This is a genomic window from Deinococcus radiodurans R1 = ATCC 13939 = DSM 20539 (assembly GCF_000008565.1).
In the GTDB taxonomy this organism is placed as follows: Bacteria; Deinococcota; Deinococci; order Deinococcales; family Deinococcaceae; genus Deinococcus; species Deinococcus radiodurans.
Map to the genome: position 1 here is coordinate 683,778 of NC_001263.1, position 18,609 is coordinate 702,386.

Consider the following 18,609-nt stretch of genomic DNA (forward strand, 5'->3'; position numbering starts at 1 on the left):
TCCGCGTTCCACTGCTACCCTGTGTGCATAGCTATGCGTAATTTTGCATAGTCATTCATCCGATGCAGACCCTGACCGCCCGACGCTGACGCTTCCGCCTGACCCTTCCGGGACACGGGCGGACGCTTCACGTCTGGGCGTCTTGCGCTGCCTTTACAGAAAAAGGGGAGAATCACACCATGAGCAAGGAAAAAATCGTACTCGCGTACAGCGGCGGCTTAGACACCTCCATCATCCTCAAGTGGCTCCAGACCGAGCGCAACTACGACGTGGTGTGCTTCACCGCCGACCTCGGGCAGGGCGACGAGGTGGAAGAAGCCCGTGTCAAGGCGTTGAACACCGGCGCGGTGGCGGCCTACGCCCTTGACCTGCGCGAAGAATTCGTGCGCGACTACGTGTTTCCGATGATGCGCTCCTCGGCGCTGTACGAGGGCTACTACCTGCTCGGCACGTCCATCGCCCGGCCCCTGATTGCCAAGAAGATGGTCGAGATTGCCGAGAAGGAGGGCGCGGTCGCCATTTCGCACGGCGCGACCGGCAAGGGCAACGATCAGGTGCGCTTCGAGATGAGCGCCTACGCCCTCAAGCCCGACATCGTGACCGTGGCCCCCTGGCGTGACTGGGACTTTCAGGGCCGCGCCGACCTCGAAGCCTTTGCCCGCGAGCACGGCATTCCGGTGCCCACCACCAAGAAAGACCCCTGGAGCATGGACGCCAACATGCTGCACATCTCCTATGAGGGCGGCCCGCTCGAAGACCCCTGGACTGAGCCGCCCACCCACATGTTCAAGCTGACGGTGAACCCCGAGGACGCGCCGAGCGAGGCCGAATACGTCGAAATCGAGTACGTGAACGGCGACCCGGTGAGCATCAACGGTGAACAGCTCTCGCCCGCCGCGCTGCTGACGAAGGCGAACGAAATCGCCGGGCGTCACGGCGTGGGCCGCATCGACCTCGTGGAGAACCGCTTCGTGGGCATGAAGTCGCGCGGCGTGTACGAAACGCCCGGCGGCACGCTGCTGTACCACGCCCGCCGCGCCGTGGAAAGCCTGACCCTCGACCGCGAAGTGCTGCATCAGCGCGACGCCCTGGGGCCGAAGTACGCCGAACTGGTCTATAACGGCTTCTGGTTCGCCCCCGAGCGCGAAGCCTTGCAGGTCTACTTTGACCATGTGGCCAAAAGCGTGACGGGCACCGCTCGCCTGAAGTTGTACAAGGGCAACTGCATCGTGGCAGGCCGCAAGGCCGAGCGCAGCCTCTACGACAAGGACCTCGTGAGCTTCGAGGCGGGCGGTGACTACAACCAGCACGACGCCGGAGCCTTCATCAAGCTCAACTCGCTGCGGATGCGGGTGCAAAAGCGCGTGGAGGATAAAGGGAAGAAGTAAGGTGCTGCTTCGCCCCGCCACCCCCGCCGACGCCCACGCCATCGCCTTTCACCGCTACCCAGCCGGGGCCGACGCGCCAGAGCGCTCGGTGTATGCCGACTGGGCGCGCGCGAAGCTGCAGGCGGGCGAGTATCTGGACCTGCTGGCGCTCTGCGGCGAGGACGTGGTGGCGGGTGCGGGGTTGGTGCTGCTGGACTGGGGGCAGGGGCGCGGTTCGCCCAACCCGCTGCGGGCGTGGCTGGTCAACGTCTGGACGCACCAAGACTACAGGCGGCAAGGGCTGGCGCGGAGGTTGGTTTCAGACCTGCTGGCTCAGGCCAAGGCATGGGGCATCGGTACGGTGTCGCTGGGCAGCACCGATATGGCCCGCCCCCTGTACGAAAGCCTGGGTTTTAAGCCCTACCCACACGAAATGCTGCTGAACTTGGAGAAGCTATGAACATCCGTCTTGCCACCTCCGCCGACGCCGAAACCATCGCCCAGCAACGGGACGCCATGTTCGTGGACATGGGCGAAGCCGCTGAAAAGCTGGCGCGGGTGCATGACTCTTCGCTGGCGTGGCACCGTCGGGCGCTGGAAAGTGGGCTGTATACGGGCTTTCTGGCTGAGACTGACGGCGAAATCGTGGGCGGCGCGGGCCTGCTCTGGCAGGATTTGCCGCCCAATCCCGACACTGACCTCGACGTGCGCGGCTACGTCATGAATGTCTACGTGCGGCCCGACCAGCGCGGGCAAGGGCTGGCGCGGCGTCTGCTGGAGCGCGTGCTGGACGAGTGCGCGGCGCATGGCGTGACGCAGGTGAGCCTGCACGCTTCGGAAGCGGGGCGGCCCCTCTACGAAAAACTGGGCTTCAAGCCGACCAACGAGATGAAGTTGAAGGTGGAACGGCCATGAACATTCGCCGCGTCACCCCTGCCGACCTGCCCGCCTTCCTCGCCGTGATGCTGGCGGCGGGCATGGATCCTCGCTCGGCCTGGAACAGCACCACGGTGGCCGACCTGGAAAAAAGCATGTCCGGCCCACATTCCGGCGGCTTTCTGGCGCTGGACAGTGGGGGAGAGGCCGTCGGCTGCGTCGGCTTTCGCCCCGACCCCCACGACCCACACACGTTGACCCTGAACAAGCTGGCAACACTGCCGCAAGTGCGCGGGCAAGGCGTGGCGCGGCAGTTGGTGGATGAGGTGGAAGGTCTGGCCGCGCGGGAAGGTTTTCAGCGCGTGCTGCTGGCGGTCAGTCAGGTGAATCTGGGCGTGCGGCCCTTTTACGAGGGGCTGGGTTACAGGCAGGTAGATGAAGATTATGCGTACAGCAGCGGCAAAAACGGGCGGCCCGTGGTGCTGGCGAAGGAAGTCGCAGAAGGCCGATGGCAGAAGGCAGAAGGCTCTCGTGCTGGTCAATAGTTCCCTCACGGCTGGGCTTCTACTCACTACGACCATCCTCTGCTGGTTTGGACTGCAAAAGAGTTGGCCTCAGCCACACCTCTGGAAGCGTCTTTTCTGGCTCTTCCTCCTGCTGACCGTGCTTTATATCTTGTTGACTGCTTTGCAATTTGTTTTACGCATTCCCTGAACCTAGCCCCGAACTTCGGCGAGGACTTTTTATGACCAACCAAAAACAGGAAACTAAACTCTGGGGCGGGCGTTTCGCCGAAAAGACCGCCGAACTCGTGGAACTGTTCAACGCCTCGGTCGGTTTTGACCAGCGCCTCGCCGAGCAGGACATTCGCGGTTCGCTGGCGCATGTGGCGATGCTGGGGGGGCAGGGCATCCTGACTGCCGAGGAAGTCTCCCAAATCACCGACGGCCTGAACGGTGTGCTGGCTGACATCCGCGCCGGGAACTTCGAGTGGCGTCTGGACCGCGAGGACGTTCACATGAACGTGGAAGCCGCCCTGCGCGACCGCATCGGCCCGGTGGCGGGCAAGCTGCACACCGCTCGCTCGCGCAACGATCAGGTGGCGGTGGATTTCCGGCTGTTCACCAAGGAAGCCGCGCTCGACCTCGCCGAACAGACCCGTGCCCTGCGCCGCGTGATGCTGGCCGAGGCCGAAAAGCACCTCCAGAACGAGGTCATTCTGCCCGGCTACACCCACCTGCAAGTGGCGCAGCCCATCCTGCTGGCGCACTGGTTCATGGCTTACGTGGCGATGCTGGAGCGCGACGAGGGCCGTTTCCGCGACGCCGCCGAGCGGATGGACGAGTCGCCGCTGGGCAGCTCGGCGCTGGCAGGTACGCCCTGGCCGCTCGACCGGCACGCGACCGCCGAGGCGCTGGGCTTTGCGCGGCCCACCGCCAACAGTCTCGACGGCGTGGGCAGCCGCGACTTCGCGTTGGAGTTCCTGAGCGCCTGTGCCATCCTGTCGGCACACCTCTCGCGCCTCTCTGAAGAACTGATCTTGTATTCCACCTTCGAGTTCGGCTTCATCACCCTGCCCGACTCGCACACCACCGGGTCCAGCATCATGCCGCAGAAGAAAAACCCCGACGTGTCCGAACTGGCACGCGGCAAGGCGGGGCGCGTCTTCGGCAATCTGATGGCGCTGCTGACGGTGGTCAAAGGTACGCCGCTCGCCTACAACAAGGACTTGCAGGAGGACAAGGAAGGCGTGTTCGACTCCTACGACACGCTGAGCATCGTCCTGCGCCTGTATGCCGAGATGCTGCCCAAGACCGTCTGGCACGCCGACGTGACCAAAGCGGCGGCGGCGCGTGGCTATTCCACCGCCACCGACGTGGCCGATTACCTCGCCCGGCAGGGTGTTCCCTTCCGCGAGGCGCACGAGGTCGTGGGCGGGCTGGTCGGGCTGGCCTCGCGCTCGGACCGGCAACTGTGGGAACTGACCGACGCCGAACTGAAAGCCGCCCACCCGCTGCTCAGCGCGGAAGTGGCGCAGAAACTCACCGTCGAGGAAAGTGTCCGCAGCCGCCAGAGCTACGGGGGCACGGCGCCCGAGCGGGTGCGAGAAGCGGTGGAGGCGGCGAAAGAAAAGCTGCGCCAGGAAACGGGCCAGCCTTAAGGGAAGGAGGACAATAAGGCTATGAACGCTGTCCAGAGCCGTGCCGAGGTGCTGACCGTGATTGCTGCTCATGCTGACGAGCTCCGGCAGTTGGGCGTGGCGGAAGTCTGGCTGTTCGGCTCGGCGGCCCGTGACGAGTTGCGGCCCGAGTCGGATATTGACGTGCTGGTACGGCTCTCGCGTCCGCTGGGGCTGGCCTTCTTTGAGATCGCGCCGCAGCTCGAAAGCTGGCTGGGCCGCCCGGTGGATGTCGGCACCTTCGACGGCCTGCATGGGCGGGCACTGGGCCAGGTTCAGCGCGAGGCCGTGCGTGCCGCGTAGTGACTCCGAGCGGCTGGAAGATGCTCTGGCTGCGGCCCAGGCCGCCGTCTCGTTTGCCGGTGCCCTGACCCTGGACGAGTTGCGGGCTGACCACCTCACGCTGGCTGCCCTGAAATACGAACTGCTGGTGCTTGGCGAAGCGGTAGGCGGTCTGAGTGACAGCGTGCGCCAGAGTGCGCCTGACCTTCCCTGGTCACAGCTTCGGGGCCTACGCAATGTCGTGACCCATGAGTATTTTCGCGTCTCGCCCAGCATTCTTCATCAGGTGGTCACTGTAGATTTGCCTGCCCTGATTCCTCGATTGGACGTTCTCCTGGACGAGCGACAACGCTACGCCTAAGGCCACGTTCGCGCCTTTTCTCTATAAGGAGCTCCCTTTGACCCTTTCCGACAAACACATCCGCCTGATTCAGGCGACCCCCAACGACTTCGGCACCGTCACTGGCCTACTTGAACAGGCTGGGCTGCACACCTCCAGCGTGACCCCGGACGGCTCGACCTACTGGATTGCTTACCTCGACGGTCAGCCCGGCGGCTGCATCGGCCTGGAGCATGGGCAGGGCGTCTCGCTCATCCGCTCGACGGCGGTGCTGCCCGACTTCCGCTCGCACGGGCTGGGGCGGGCGTTGGTGCTCTCGGCGCTGACGCACGCCTCGCTGCGCGGCGACCACACCGTCTACCTCTTTTCCTCCGAGGCGGGCGACTACTGGAAGCGCTTCGGCTTCGGGCCGAGTACGGCGGCAGAAATCGAGGCGGCGCTGCCCGAGGCACCGCAGGTTCAAAGTGGCGTGATGCGTGGCTGGATCAAGGAGGAGCAGGTCTGGAAACGCGAACTGCTGCAAGTGGGGGCGCAGGGGTGAAGCGCGGTGGGGGAGAGCAGACAGGTCCGCTTGTGGCGGGGCGGCTGCGCTATGCTGCGGGCACAGCACAATTCTCAGCGCTCGAGCCCGCACGGCGCGGCTTATCTGCTGCCGTTCTTGCCCCAGGAGGGAAGCACCATGTCCGATACCACCCTGACCACCCGCCTCGCCACCGCCGAGGACAAACCCCAGGTGACCCGCATGTTCTCGGAAGCGGGGCTGGACACCGACGCCGCGCTCGAGAGCGGCACGACTTACTGGATCATGGAGCGCAACGGCGAAGCGGTGGGCGCCGTGGGCCTGGAGCATGGCGACGGGGTCAGCCTGCTGCGCGGCGCGGCGGTGTCTCCCTCGTCGCGGGGCATGGGCCTGGGGCGGCAGCTCGTCATCAGCGCGGTGGAATATGCGCGTGGGCGTGGCGACCGGGCCGTGTACCTGTTTTCCAAGGGGGGCAAATGGGAAACCTTCGGCTTTACCCAGATTCCGCTGGCTGTGGTCATGGGGGACATCCCCGACGCGCCGCAGATTCAGGCCTACCGATCGCGCGGCGAGCGCCCCGGCGGCACCACCTGGATGCGCGACCTGACCAAATAAACAGCCAGCCTGCTCGGGCGTGGGGAGGGTCGGTATGACCTTTCTCGCGCTCGATTCCATTGCCATTCCCGACATTCACTCTGACGCACCGCTCACCGAGCGCAAGGCGAAGTTGTCGGACATAGATGCCATTCACGAGCTCATTGGCTACTGGGCGGCGCGGGGCCTGATGCTGGTGCGCTCCAAGACCCTGCTCGCCGAAACCATCCGCGACTTTCACCTCGTGCTGGCCGAGCCGCATGGGGGGCACCCCAGCGGGCTGGCGGGCGTGTGTGGCCTGCACCTGCTCGCGCCTGACCTTGCCGAGGTGCGCGGGCTCGCCATTCACCCCGCCATGCAGGGGCGCGGCCTGGGCAAACAGCTCGTGCTCGCCTGCGAGGCCGAGGCGCGGGCGATTGACCTTCCCGCCCTGTTCGCCTGGACCTACCAGCAGGGCTTTTTCGAGAAGTGTGGCTTTCACCGCATCGAGAAGACGAGTCTGCATCCCCGGGTGTGGTCCGAGTGCCAGCGCTGCGCCTTTTTCGAAAACTGCAACGAAATTGCCATGTTGCGGGAGCTGACGTGAGGGTGCCCCGGCCCACAACAGGCCAGAGCGTAGGCCGGGAGGGGCGTCGGCAACCAAAAACGAGTAACATAGCCGATTGGCAAGCGTGCCCCGCTCCGGGCCAGGCCGCCGCTGCCCCCACCCTATTAACCGCGTCCGGTGAGGCGCGAATGGAGGTCCAAGCATGATTCGCAAAGAACGCGCCATTCTGGCTCTGGAAGACGGCACCGTGTACCGTGGCTACGCTTTTGGGTACCGCGGCGAGACCGTCGGTGAAGTGGTGTTCAACACCTCCATGACCGGCTACCAGGAAATCATGACCGATCCCTCGTACAACGGGCAGATCGTGACCATCACTTACCCGCACGTCGGCAACTACGGCGTCGCCATCTACGACATGGAGAGCAACAAGCCGTATGTGCGCGGCTTCATCTCGCGCGAGTTCAGCGGCGAGTACTCCAACTACCGCGCCCAGCAGTCGCTCGAAGCGTTTATGCAGCAGTACGGCGTCGTGTCTATCCAGGGCATCGACACCCGCGCCCTGGTGCGGCGCCTGCGCTCGGGTGGTGTGGTCAAGGGCGTGATTGCCCACCGCAGCTTCACCCACCCCGAAGACCCCTACGGCGAGTTCACCCCCGCCGAGGAGCAGATCTACGTGCAGCGGGCGCGTGACCATCAGGACATCGACGGGTTTGATATGACCAAGGAAGTCACCACCGCGCTGCCCTACGCCTTCCCTACGCTGCGCCAGGGCAAGCGCGTGGTGCTGATGGATTTCGGCATCAAGCACACCATCATCGAGCGGCTGGCCGAAGTCGGCATCGAACCCATCGTGGTCCCGGCGCACACCACCCCGGCGCAGATCATGGCGCTGCAACCGCACGGCCTGTTCCTCAGCAACGGCCCCGGCGACCCCGCCCCGCTGGAATACGCCCACAAGACTGCCTGGGAAATGATGGGACTGCTCCCCACCTTCGGCATCTGCCTGGGCCACCAGATTCTGGGCCTCGCGGCGGGCGGACAGACCTTCAAGATGAAGTTCGGGCACCGGGGCGGCAACCAGCCGGTCAAGAACCTGCTCACCGGCAATGTAGAGATCACCAGCCAGAACCACGGCTACGCTGTAGATCTAGACAGCATTCCCAACGGCGCTTTCGTCGCCACTCACGTGAACCTCAACGACGGGACGCTCGAAGGCATGGCCCACAGCCGTTATCCGGTGTTCAGTGTGCAGTACCACCCCGAGGCTTCGCCTGGTCCTCATGACAGCCGCTACCTTTTCGACCGCTTCATCGAGGAGATTGACGCCTTCGACGGAGGCAACGGTACCCCCATTATTAAGGCCAATCCTGGGCGTTTGGGGGTTTGACAGGGCCGCGTGACCCGGGAATGATGGGTCACAGGCTCGTTGAGGTTTTGCACAGTGTCAGGTTGAACTTGGTTCAGACGTTGTGAGAAATCTCATATTTGGAAGTGCTTCCTGAGCCATTATAAAGAAGTCCCCGCGCACCCCATGCCTGGCCGTATGAGGAGTGTGAACGACGAAGTGGTTTTGAAGCAGGGAAGCATCTGACGCATTCGGGCGCCTTGTCAGATGTGGAGCGAGTGGCGCGACCGGCAAAGCTGTGGCAACACACTTGCCGGTTGTTTGTTGTCTCTCGGCTGGCCCCGCCCTCTTATGTTCTGAACGCTTTTCTCAAGGAGTTGCACATGCGTACATTCTCTTCTCTCTCCGCTGTGGTCGCAGCACTCGCACTGGGTACTGCTGGGGCACAGACCCTCGCTACTCCCCCCACTACTCCCGCGGGCACGGAGATCATCAACAAGGCGGAAATCACCTTCACGCCCGAATCCACCCCGACCAACCCCAACCCCCCCAGCGAAACCATTGAGACGCCGCCCGTCATCACGGTGGTCAACCCGGTGCCGAGCTTTACCATCACCCCCAACGACGGCAGCAAGGACACCACCCAGCCCGACTACACCAACCCCGGTCAGACCAGGGAAGTCAAGCCGTGCGACAAGAACGTGACCTTTGCTTACACGTTGACCAACACCGGCAACGTGAACGGCGAGTCGTACACGCTGACCAACACGCCTGACCCCACCGGCGCGGTCAAGACCCCCGAGAACATCCGGTTCTACCTCGACAGCAACAACAACGGTCAGCTCGACCAGAGCGAGATTGCTGCGGGAGCCACCACCACCATCACGGACGTGGCGATCAACCAGACCGTCAAGTTCTTCCAGGTCTACGACGTGCCCTGCACCGCGACGAGCACCGACAAGTTCGGTGGCGATCCCACCGGCACCCGCAACGACAACCCCAACTTCAGCAACGATCCCACCCTGCCGCGTGACGCCAACAACTCCAACACCGTCACCATCAACCGCAAGGATGGCGTCGTGATCGGGCCTAAGGCTGACCCGGACGGCAACGGCAACCCCGTGACCCCCGCTTACAACAGCCCCGAAGGCATCAACATCGTCCCCACGGCCAGCGACACCCAGGTGGCGACCGTGACCACGCTGCCGACGAGCGGCGTGACTGTCACCTTCACCAATACCATCCAGAACACCGGCAACCGCACCGACACCTTCGAACTGACCCAGACCAACACCTTCCCTGCCGGAACCACGGTCGTGTTCAAGGACGCCAACGGCAACGCCCTGCCCACCGTCAACGGCAAGCCCGTCGTGCAGAATGTGCCTGAAAACGGCACTGTCGACATCCAGGTCATCGTGACGCTGCCTGCCGGCGTGACCCCCACCCAGCTCTCCGGTCAGCCTGCGGTGACGGTCACCACCACCAGCCAGAACGACCCGACCAAGAGCGACACCACCAAGGACATCATCGAAGTCAAGGTGCCCGGTATCGCCTTCGGTGACCCCACTCCTGGCCTCGGCGGTGACCCGACCCCCGTCGGCACGCCTCCCACGGGCGTTCCCGGCAACCCCGGCACCCCTCTCACCCCTGGCAACCCCCAGACCTGCACGGCGCCTATCCGCACCTACCTGCCGATGGAAATTGCCAACCTGGGCAGCCAGGACGACGCCTTCGTGGTCAGCGGCACCGCGCCTGTGACCGTCCTCAACCCCGACGGCACCGTCAACCCCACCCCCGTGATCGTGCCCGTGGTGTACTACCGCGACGTGAACGGCGACGGCAAGCTCGACGCTGGCGACACCGAGCTCCAGGGCGGCAACACCGGCACCATCAAGCCCGGTGAAGAAATCAAGCTGATTGCTGTGGTCGACGTGCCCTGCGCCGCCGCCCAGCAGACCATCACGCTGAACCAGGAAGCCAAGTCGCCCACCACCGGCGTGTCTCAGAAGGATCCCAACGACACCATCACCGTCGGCGGCAACGGCGGCAAGCCCATCGTCACCAAGACGGTCGACAAGGCCACCGCCAACCCCGGCGATACGCTGACCTACACCATCATCGGCAAGAACACCTCGAACGCCAACGTGAAGCAGGCCCTGGTGTGCGACACCGTGCCGACCAACACCACGTTCGTGAGCTTCACGGCCACCACCAACGCCAGCGGTACCGTCGTGTACTCAAACAACGGCGGCTCCAGCTGGAGCGCGAGCGCCACGGCCCCCGCTGCGGGCGCCAAAGTGTGCGCGGGTGTGGACACCAACAACGATGGCAAAGTCGACGCGGCTGACATCCTCAAGCCCGGCGAAACCATCACCGTGACCTACCAGGTCAAGGTGAACTGAGGCCTCTCGTGAGGCGGCGCCCTCCTGCCTGCGGGCGGGGCGTGCGCCGCCTCTTTTGCACTTCCTTTTGTTCTGCCCCAACACGAGAAGCCTATTTTTCAAGCAAGCAGAGTCGTTCCTGATCTGGGAGGCACCGTGCAACAATCCCTTGGACTGAAAGAGTCTCGCCCGAAGGTCGTGGGGCCGTTGCTGGCCCTGTCGCTGGCCCTGGGTACCCCCGCCCTGGCCGCCGGTACCCCCGCCGGGACCATCATTCGCAACCAGGCCACCCTGGAATATCTGCTGCTCAGCGGCACCCCCGAAACGATCACCACCCCGCCGGTAGAAACGGTGGTCAGCCCTGTTTGTAGTGTGAGTGTGCTGCCCAACGGCACCGTCAGCGCACCCGGTCAGAGTCTGTCTCTCGATCCGGGGCAGAGCGGGCTGCTGCGGTACACGCTCTTCAACGCGGGCAACACCACCAATACCTACGCACTCGAAGCGGTCAACGAGGCGGGGTCGCAGTTTGCGCCGCAACTCGCCATCTATCAGGATCTCAACGGCAACGGCGTCGTGGACAACGGAGAAGGGCCGCTGAGCAACGTGGCGGTCAATGCCGACCAGACGGTCAATCTGCTGGTGCAGGTGGTGACGGGCAGCGCGGCGCGCGGGACCGCATTCCCCAACCTGATTGCCAGTTGCGGTGGCGGAGCGTCCACCAATGGGCGTGATGCCGACAACGTTTCGCAGGTCACCCTGACCAACCCACCGGTGCTGGCGCTGCAAAAGACCTTCACCCCCGCCGAGGTGCGGGCGGGCGGCGAAACCACCGTCAACCTGACCTTGACCAACAACGGCGGCGACTCGCGTGAAGCGGTGCTGACCGACCTGCTGAACACGCCTGAGCTGCGTGACTTCGTGTTTGTCAGTGGGAGCGCTCGCCTGGGCGGCAACGCGAGAGACGCTGTCATTGAATACACCGCCGACGGGAGCAGTTGGAACACGGTGCAGCCCCCGAACGTGGCGGGCATCCGGGTGCGGACCTCGTCGGTGCCGGCGGGCGGCAGCCTGCAACTTTCCTTCACGCTGCGTGCCCCCCGTGTGACGGCTACTACCCGGCGCAACGTCGCCACAGTCGTCAGCGGCGGTCAGACCATCGAAGCGACGGCGCCTATCGGAATTCGTCCAGTCGTTGAAATCGCCTTGGGGCCGCAGGGCAACCCTCGTGCGCTGCCCGGCGGCGAGATGAGCGCCGACGACCGTCAGGTGCGCGACAGCGTCGTGGGCGGCCAAGAAGTGTGCTTTACCCACACCGTGCAGAACCTCGGCGACCTGACCGACACCATCAGCACTGGGGTCAGCCGCATCAATGAAGGCGCCAATTACACTCTGCGCGACATGGCCGGGAAACCGATCAACGGGGACTTCGTGGTCACGCTCGAGCCGCAGCAGACCGCCGATTTCCAGGCGTGTTACTCCTACCCGACCGCCGAGCGCACCTCGCTCGAAGCGGTGCTGACCAGCCGCAGCTCGCAGGGCGCGGCGGACAACCGCACGGTGGACCAGATCACCACCGTCTACCCCAACACCATCGGCCTGACCAAGACGAGCGACCGGGGGCAGAACGCGCTGGTGGCCCCCGGCGAAGAACTGACCTACACTCTGACTTTCACCAACACGCTGCCGGTGCCGCTCAATGGTGTAGTGGTGCGCGACCCACTCGGCGTGATCTACCCGCCCGGCACCCCCAGCCCCATCAGGCCGACCAGCGTGACCCGGCCCGCGACGGCGGCGGTGCCGAGCAAGGCGCCCGCAGCGGCAGCCAGCGTGACCACGGCGAGCCGGCCTCTGGCGGCCCAGGCCACCAATGTCGGCGCTCTGGAGTTCGTGCGGGCCGACCGGGGCGGCGTGCTGGAAAACGGCGAGGTCGTCTGGCGACTCGGCACCGTGCAGCCGGGCGAAACCGTGACCCTGCACGTGACGGTGCGGGTGCCGGCCACGATGACCGACGGCGCCGTCATCCACAACATCTACACCCTGACGAGCACCGAGCTGCCCACGCCGCTGGAATCGCCGCCTGCCACCAACACGGTGTTCAACCCCGGCAACTTCGAACTGACCAAGACGAGCAACCCCACCACCGTGGTCTTTGGGGAAACGATCACCTACATCTTTACCGTAACCAACCGCAGCACCGTGGTTCCGCTGAAAAACGTCCAAGTGCAGGACACCCTGCCGGCTGGGCTGGTCTATCAGGAGAACAGCAGCGGCTACCGCGCGGGCCTGTCGGGTGAGTTCACCCCGATTCAGCCGACCATCCGTGACCGGACCTACGTCTGGACCATCCCCGAGGTGGCTCCCGGCGCGAGCGCGCAGGTCAGCTTTCGCGCCATCGTGACGCCGGAAGCGGGCACGCAGCTTCGCAACAACGCTGTGGGCCGCGCCGTCGCCAGCGAGCGCGAAACCAACTCGCGTCCGACAGGCGTGCTCAACCGGGTCGAGCCGCTGAGCTTCGGGGTCAACAACGCCGACCTGGTCGGTTACGTCTTCCTCGACCGCAACCGCAACGGCGTGTACGACTACCTCGTCGACCTGCCCTGCCCCAAGGCGCGGGTGATTCTCGCCAATGGCCGCATCGAGTTGACCGACAACGAGGGCCGTTACCACTTCCGCAACGTGCGCGAGCAGACCTGGGGCCTGCGCCTCGACCCCAACTCGGTGGCGCTGCCCGCGCTGCAAATGCCGCAGGATAGTGGCCGCCCTGGCAGCCGCCAGGTGTACGTGCGCGGCCTGACCAGCGTGGACTTCGCGCTCGCGCCTGACGGCGGCGACATCGCCGTGATCCGCGACACCACGCTGCGGATCAGCGGCGGCCCCGAGGGCGCCCAGAAGACCATGCAGGTGCAAAAGCAGGTGTTCACCACGCCGGACGCCGGCGTCTACCGCGTGCAGCTTATTCTGGGCAACCAGCAGCCGCTGCCCGGCTTTACCCTGACCGATCCGCTGCCGACGGGCGCACAGCTCGTGGACGGCGAGAACGTCCTCAATTTCGATCCCCTGCCCAGCGGCGAACGCGCGGTGACCTACCGCTTCCGCTGGCAGGGTGATTCCAAGGCCGCCGTCACCGACCCGACGGCAAGCTGGAGGTACTGAGAGTGAAACGCGCCATCACCACCCTGACGGCGGCGCTGCTGGGCGCGGCGGCCGCGCAGGAAATCGCCACCTCCCTGCCCCTGACCTCCGTCGGCAACAAGCTGATGTGGACGGTGGGCGACCAGGACCTGAAGCTGGTCGTGGGCGTCTCGTCGCGCGTGCAGCTCGATGTCTACGGAGCGCAGTTCGACCCGCAGGACTACCGCAGCCCCGACTACTTCGGCGATGAGAACTACTCGACCGCTCGGCCCAAAGAGCCGGTTGCCAGCTCCTTCGTCTTGACCAATGCCGCCGGCGAGGTCGTCAAGGAATTTAACTACGGCGCCGGGGTGCAGGACTGGCAGACCTTCCTCAACCAGGACCTGCCCGCCGGTACCTACACCCTCAAGGTCCGCACCGAGGGCAACGGCAAAAACACCTTCGCCTTCCGCCTGAACTCGATCAGCGCGGCGGTGCAGGCCGATCACCTCAACGTGACGGTCCGCAGCAACGACTGGGTGCCGGCGCTCAACGTCTACAACCCCGGCGGCCCTTTGACCGTCAAGATGTACGACGGCGACGGCCCGCAGGAACTCGAAGCCGAGCTGCGCGACGCGGCGGGCAACAGCTACCCGATCAAGGTGAGCGGCCAGCTCGAGTGGGACGATATCCAGGTGCCTGAGGCGAAGGGCAACTACACGGTGTTCCTGCGCCAGCCGCAGGGCACCTTCCAGTACTCCAACACCGTGGGCTTTCAGCTCACCGGCGCGCCGATCACGGTGGTCAATGCCGACACCACCGGCAAGCTGCAACTGGTGGCCGAACTGGTACTGCCGGACGAAACGCTGCCCACCCAGGCCACCGTGCAGGTCGGCGAACAGACCTACGAGGTGCAGGGCTCGGCGGGCCCGGTCACCCTGCCCGCGCAGGAGTACCCGGTTAGCGCCGCGCCGATCAAGGGTGCCGAAGTCACGGTAGACCAGCCGGCGGTCACCGTCGAGAAGGAGCAGACCAAGACCGTCAAGGTGCAGGTCAAGCCCGACGTGGCCCTGAACTTCAGCGCCGACAAACCCGAAGTGTGTGTGGGCGACGTGGTGAAATTCACCGCCCGCGCCACCACCGAGTTCGAGCGTCAGGCGCTGCCCGCCACCGTGCAGGTCAAGCTGCCGGCAGGCTTTACCGCTGCTGGCGAAACCACCGTCACCGCCAGAGTGGACGCGAACAACCCCGGCGTGCTGGTCTTCGAGGCCAAGGCCGGCGCCGCCGCTGCCGGGGAGCAGCAGGTCACCGCGACCCTGCTGCCCTGGAACAAGACCCAGGACCTCGGCGTGCGGGTGCAGCCCACCGCCACCCAGATCGAGCTGCGCCGCAGTGACCTCGCCACCGCCCAGCCCGGCGACACGGTGACGGTCACGCTGACGCTGAAAAACACCAGCGGCGCCCCCGCGCCCTACCAGCTCACCGACCGCCCCGGCGAGCGCCTCGAAGCGCTGGACCCTGCCACCTTCAGCGGTGAACTTGCGCCCGGCGAGGAAAAGACCCTGAGCTACCGCGCCCGCGTGAAGGGCGAAGCGGCGGGCCAGAGTGACCTGCAAGCCACCCTGAGCAGCGCCTGCGACAGCCAGCAGACGGTGGCCGGCACCCTCAGCGTGACCCCGCCCCCGCCGCCCCCCGTCAAAACGGTGGTGGCGGTGCAGCGCGAGAGCACGGTCCGCATTCCCTTCGACTCGCCCAAGTCGGCGACCCAGATCGTCATTGCCCACCAGCCGCCCAAGGACTCGGTGTACGTGACGGGCAGCAGCGCCCTGAACGGCAAGAGTGTGGACGACCCCGAGACCGGGCCCAGCGGGAAGCTGTACTGGACCACCCCCGGTGCGCCGCGCGGCGTGCTGACCTACAAGGTGACCCACGAAGGCGCGCTGGGCGCCCTGGAAAGCCCCACCCTGGTCGGCAAATACGCCAAGAACAACCTCGAAATTCTGGTTGGCGACGGGAATCTCGACGACCTCGGCAACCTGCGTAAGCTCAGTACCCAGGCCGAGGGCGAGGAAAACCCCGGCACTGTCCGGCTGCCGCTCGACGGCACCGTCTACCGTGACCGCGACCGCGTGACCGTGGCCGTGCAGGGCGCGGTGGACGACGAGGCGCTGCCGACCGTGAACGGTGTGGCCGTCGACGCCGCGACCCTCGGGAAAAAGGTCACCGACCCCGGCAAGGGCACACTGCGCCGCGAGTTCTTCGGGCAACTGCTCAAACCCGGCGAGAACGTCGTGTCCTACGGGGGCCAGCAGATCAAGGTGTACCTGGCGGGCACGCCGGTCAGCGCCGAACTGACCCCGCTGCAACTCGTGGCCGACGGCGTGACCCCCATCAAGGTGGGCGTCAAGCTGCTCGACGCGGCGGGCATCGCCAACGGCACCTCGGTGACGGTGCAGACCTCGCTCGAACCCGAGCGCCGGGACGCGCAGCCCACCGTGGGCAGCTACCAGATCCGGCTCAAAGACGGCGAAGGCGTGCTGGAAATGCAGCCGCTGGGCACCCCCACCCGCTTCGACGTGAAGGTGCTGGTGGGCGAAACCCCCATCAGCCGCAGCTTCGAGGCCGTGCCGAGCAAGACCCGCGTGGGCATCGGCACCGTGAGCGTCGGGGCGCTGCTGGGTGCAGGAGGCGCGGCGGCTGGCGAAGCGCGGGCCGCCGGCTACCTCGAAACCCCCATCGGCGAGGGCAAACTGTACGTGGCGGGCGCGGGCGCCGTGACCGCCGAGCCCGACCAGAACGGCCAGATCAAGTTCCAGCAAGACCGTCAGGCCGGGCTGCCCACCACCGCCAACCCGCTGGAGCGCTACCCCACCTACGGCGACTCCAGCACCCACGACATTCCCCTCCAGGGCATCGACCCGGTGGCCTTTCGCTACGAGCACCCGAGCTTCAATGTGCAGTACCGCCAGTCGGCGCTGCCGGTGGACGTGTTTAACCTCGGCATCAACCCCACGGCGCTCAGCGGCTTTACCCGCACCAACCCGCAGGTGTCGGGCTTCGTGGCGGCGCTGCCCAAGGACGAGGTGCGCGCCGAGTTTCCCGCCAACGGCACCCGCGTCCTGAGCCTGGGCCGCGCGGGGCTGCTGCCCGATAGCGAAGTCGTCGAACTGGTGTCGGTGGACGCCCGCACGGGCGCCGAGCGCATCACCACCTTGCAGCGCCTGCGCGAGTACACCGTGGACTACGCCAGCGGCGTCATCTACTTCCAGAAAGCCGTCGGGCTGACCGACGTGGACGGCAATCCGCAGGTGGTACGTGTGCGCTACCGCCTCGACGACGCGATGGCCCAGCGGCAGGTCGCCTGGGGCGTGCAGGCCAGCTCGCGGCTGCTCGATGATCGTCTGGTGCTCGGCGCCGCCGCCGTGCAACTCGACGGCGCGACCAGCATCGGCGTGCGCGCCCGGTACGCCGACGGTATCAGCCGCGCCGACCTGCTCGCGGCCTACAGCGGCGGCGTACTGGTCAACGGCACCGCCGACATGAAGACCGAGCGCCTGGAGGCCCGCGCCAGCGTGCGCTATCAGGACCCCGGCTACCACGGCCTGAACCGGGTCGAGGACGGCATCGCCGCCGACGCCCGCGCCAACTACAAGCTGACCGACCGCCTGGGTGTGGGCGTCACGGGCTATTACCGCAAAGACATCGACACCGACGGCAAAACCGAAGGCGACCGCAACGGGGGCTACGCCGACGTGCGGGCAACCTACGACTTCAAGCCCTTCAGTGTGGGTCTGGGCGTCCGCGCCGGCTTCGGTGACCAGCGCGGCTTCGGCGTGGTCGGCAGTGCGGGCTACAGTCAGAACGGCTACGTGGTCAAGGTCGAGCACGCCCAGCCCCTCGGCGGCGAGCTGACCCCGACCACCACCGTGAGTGCCACCGCGCCCGTCACCGAAAACGTGACCCTGACTGCCCGCGACGAAGTGCGCTGGGGTCAGGACAGCCGCGCGTCCATCGGCCTGAACTCGCGCTTCGGCATGACGAACATCGCCGTCAACTACGACCTGCCCGGCGCCGACGGCTGGGGCAACCGCGCCCGCTTCGGGGTGGACACGGCGCTGCCGCTGAGCGACAAGCTGTCGCTGGGCCTGAACGCCGGCTACCTGCTCGACCTGGCCGGCGACGGCGACGGCTGGAACGCCGGAGCGAGCCTGCGCTACAAGGACGAGCGCCTGGTCGCCACCCTCGGCAGCGACGTGGCCCACAAGAACGACGGCTTCCGGGTGGCCTTTAAAGGCGGGGCGAGCTACTCGCTCAACGACCGCCTGACCGTGAGCGCCGACGCGACCCACGTGACGGGGCCGCAGCCCACCGACGCGGGCACCAACGTCGCCCTGAGCGCGGCGCTGCGGGCCAGCCAGTGGCAGGGCCTCGCCTACCTGCGCTACAAGGACGGCGCTCTGGCCGCCCAACGACCCGAAGTCATCGGCGAAGCGAACATCGAATACCACGTGCCGCGCTACGCCCTGCGTGGCGGCATCGCGGGCCGGATGCTGCTCCAGCAGCCCGAAAGTGCGACCTATCAGGTCTCGGCGAGCGGCACCTACTACTTCACCGACCGCCTGGGCCTGGGCCTTGCCGGACGCGCCCTGCTCCAGCCGGCCACCGGCTACCAGGGCTACAGCTTCGGGGTCGAGGGCAGCGTGCGCGCCCTGCCCGGCACCTGGGTCACGCTGGGCTACAACCCGGTGGGCTTCAGCGGCATCAACTCCAACCTCTACACCCGCCAGGGGGCCTATGTGCGCCTCGACCTGATGTTCGATGATGGGCAGTACGGCGGCGACACGCAGCCGGCCCAATCGCAGGTTCAGCCGCAAGGCTCCCAGGTCCAGCCCGCCGCGCCGCAGGGTCGGCAGCCTGCCCCGGTGAATCTGAACTTGCAAGGGCAGCGCGGTGACTTGCCGCCCACCGATGCCACTGTGGCCGCGCCTGTGCCGGCCCCCGCCCCGACGGAGGGAAAATAAATGAAGGGTCAGTCTCTCTCTCAAGCGGCGCTCAGTGGGCCAACCC

The 18,609-nt window shown here is 66.0% G+C and carries 14 protein-coding genes and 1 riboswitch; all 14 genes read left to right on the forward strand.

Features of this window, described 5'->3' with window-relative positions:
* The first annotated feature begins 179 nt into the window (after positions 1 to 179).
* The 14 genes from DR_RS03510 (at position 180) to DR_RS03575 (ending at position 18,563) form a co-directional block, all read left to right on the forward strand.
* The gene (locus DR_RS03510; protein WP_010887319.1) at positions 180 to 1,388 is read left to right on the forward strand and encodes an argininosuccinate synthase; all 1,209 of its coding nucleotides are present in this window, start codon (positions 180 to 182) and stop codon (positions 1,386 to 1,388) included.
* Position 1,389: 1 nt separating this feature from the next.
* On the forward strand, positions 1,390 to 1,827 hold the full coding sequence (locus DR_RS03515; protein WP_010887320.1) for a GNAT family N-acetyltransferase: 438 nt from the start codon (positions 1,390 to 1,392) through the stop codon (positions 1,825 to 1,827).
* Positions 1,824 to 2,282 carry a GNAT family N-acetyltransferase gene (locus DR_RS03520; protein WP_010887321.1) on the forward strand — a complete coding sequence of 153 codons (459 nt, stop codon included), beginning with the start codon at positions 1,824 to 1,826 and terminating at the stop codon, positions 2,280 to 2,282. The genes DR_RS03515 and DR_RS03520 overlap by 4 nt, the downstream gene beginning before the upstream one ends.
* Complete coding sequence (locus tag DR_RS03525) at positions 2,279 to 2,788, forward strand: GNAT family N-acetyltransferase (protein ID WP_051618762.1); 510 nt, start codon at positions 2,279 to 2,281, stop codon at positions 2,786 to 2,788. The genes DR_RS03520 and DR_RS03525 overlap by 4 nt, the downstream gene beginning before the upstream one ends.
* A gap of 200 nt (positions 2,789 to 2,988) precedes the next feature.
* Positions 2,989 to 4,404: an argininosuccinate lyase gene (gene argH / locus DR_RS03530; RefSeq protein WP_027479496.1), complete on the forward strand. Its 1,416-nt coding sequence runs from the start codon at positions 2,989 to 2,991 to the stop codon at positions 4,402 to 4,404.
* A gap of 21 nt (positions 4,405 to 4,425) precedes the next feature.
* A complete protein-coding gene (locus DR_RS03535) occupies positions 4,426 to 4,725 on the forward strand; it encodes a nucleotidyltransferase family protein (protein WP_010887324.1) in 300 nt (99 codons plus the stop codon).
* Positions 4,715 to 5,065, forward strand: a complete 351-nt coding sequence (locus DR_RS03540) for a HepT-like ribonuclease domain-containing protein (RefSeq protein WP_010887325.1) — start codon at positions 4,715 to 4,717, stop codon at positions 5,063 to 5,065. The genes DR_RS03535 and DR_RS03540 overlap by 11 nt, the downstream gene beginning before the upstream one ends.
* A 37-nt stretch (positions 5,066 to 5,102) precedes the next feature.
* Complete coding sequence (locus DR_RS03545) at positions 5,103 to 5,585, forward strand: GNAT family N-acetyltransferase (RefSeq protein ID WP_010887326.1); 483 nt, start codon at positions 5,103 to 5,105, stop codon at positions 5,583 to 5,585.
* 138 nt (positions 5,586 to 5,723) lie between these two features.
* On the forward strand, positions 5,724 to 6,179 hold the full coding sequence (locus DR_RS03550) for a GNAT family N-acetyltransferase (protein WP_027479494.1): 456 nt from the start codon (positions 5,724 to 5,726) through the stop codon (positions 6,177 to 6,179).
* Positions 6,180 to 6,213: 34 nt separating this feature from the next.
* A complete protein-coding gene (locus DR_RS03555) occupies positions 6,214 to 6,744 on the forward strand; it encodes an N-acetyltransferase (protein WP_010887328.1) in 531 nt (176 codons plus the stop codon).
* Positions 6,745 to 6,907: 163 nt separating this feature from the next.
* Complete coding sequence (gene carA / locus DR_RS03560; protein ID WP_010887329.1) at positions 6,908 to 8,092, forward strand: glutamine-hydrolyzing carbamoyl-phosphate synthase small subunit; 1,185 nt, start codon at positions 6,908 to 6,910, stop codon at positions 8,090 to 8,092.
* A 175-nt stretch (positions 8,093 to 8,267) separates the two neighbouring features.
* Positions 8,268 to 8,352, forward strand: a riboswitch (cyclic di-GMP riboswitch).
* 81 nt (positions 8,353 to 8,433) lie between these two features.
* Positions 8,434 to 10,452, forward strand: coding sequence for a DUF11 domain-containing protein (locus DR_RS03565; protein WP_081816006.1), 2,019 nt, complete (start codon positions 8,434 to 8,436; stop codon positions 10,450 to 10,452).
* A gap of 135 nt (positions 10,453 to 10,587) precedes the next feature.
* Positions 10,588 to 13,584 (forward strand): DUF11 domain-containing protein, encoded by a 2,997-nt coding sequence (locus tag DR_RS03570; protein ID WP_010887331.1) that lies wholly within the window; start codon positions 10,588 to 10,590, stop codon positions 13,582 to 13,584.
* Between the two features lie 2 nt (positions 13,585 to 13,586).
* The gene (locus DR_RS03575) at positions 13,587 to 18,563 is read left to right on the forward strand and encodes a DUF11 domain-containing protein (RefSeq protein ID WP_010887332.1); all 4,977 of its coding nucleotides are present in this window, start codon (positions 13,587 to 13,589) and stop codon (positions 18,561 to 18,563) included.
* The last annotated feature ends 46 nt before the right edge of the window (positions 18,564 to 18,609 follow it).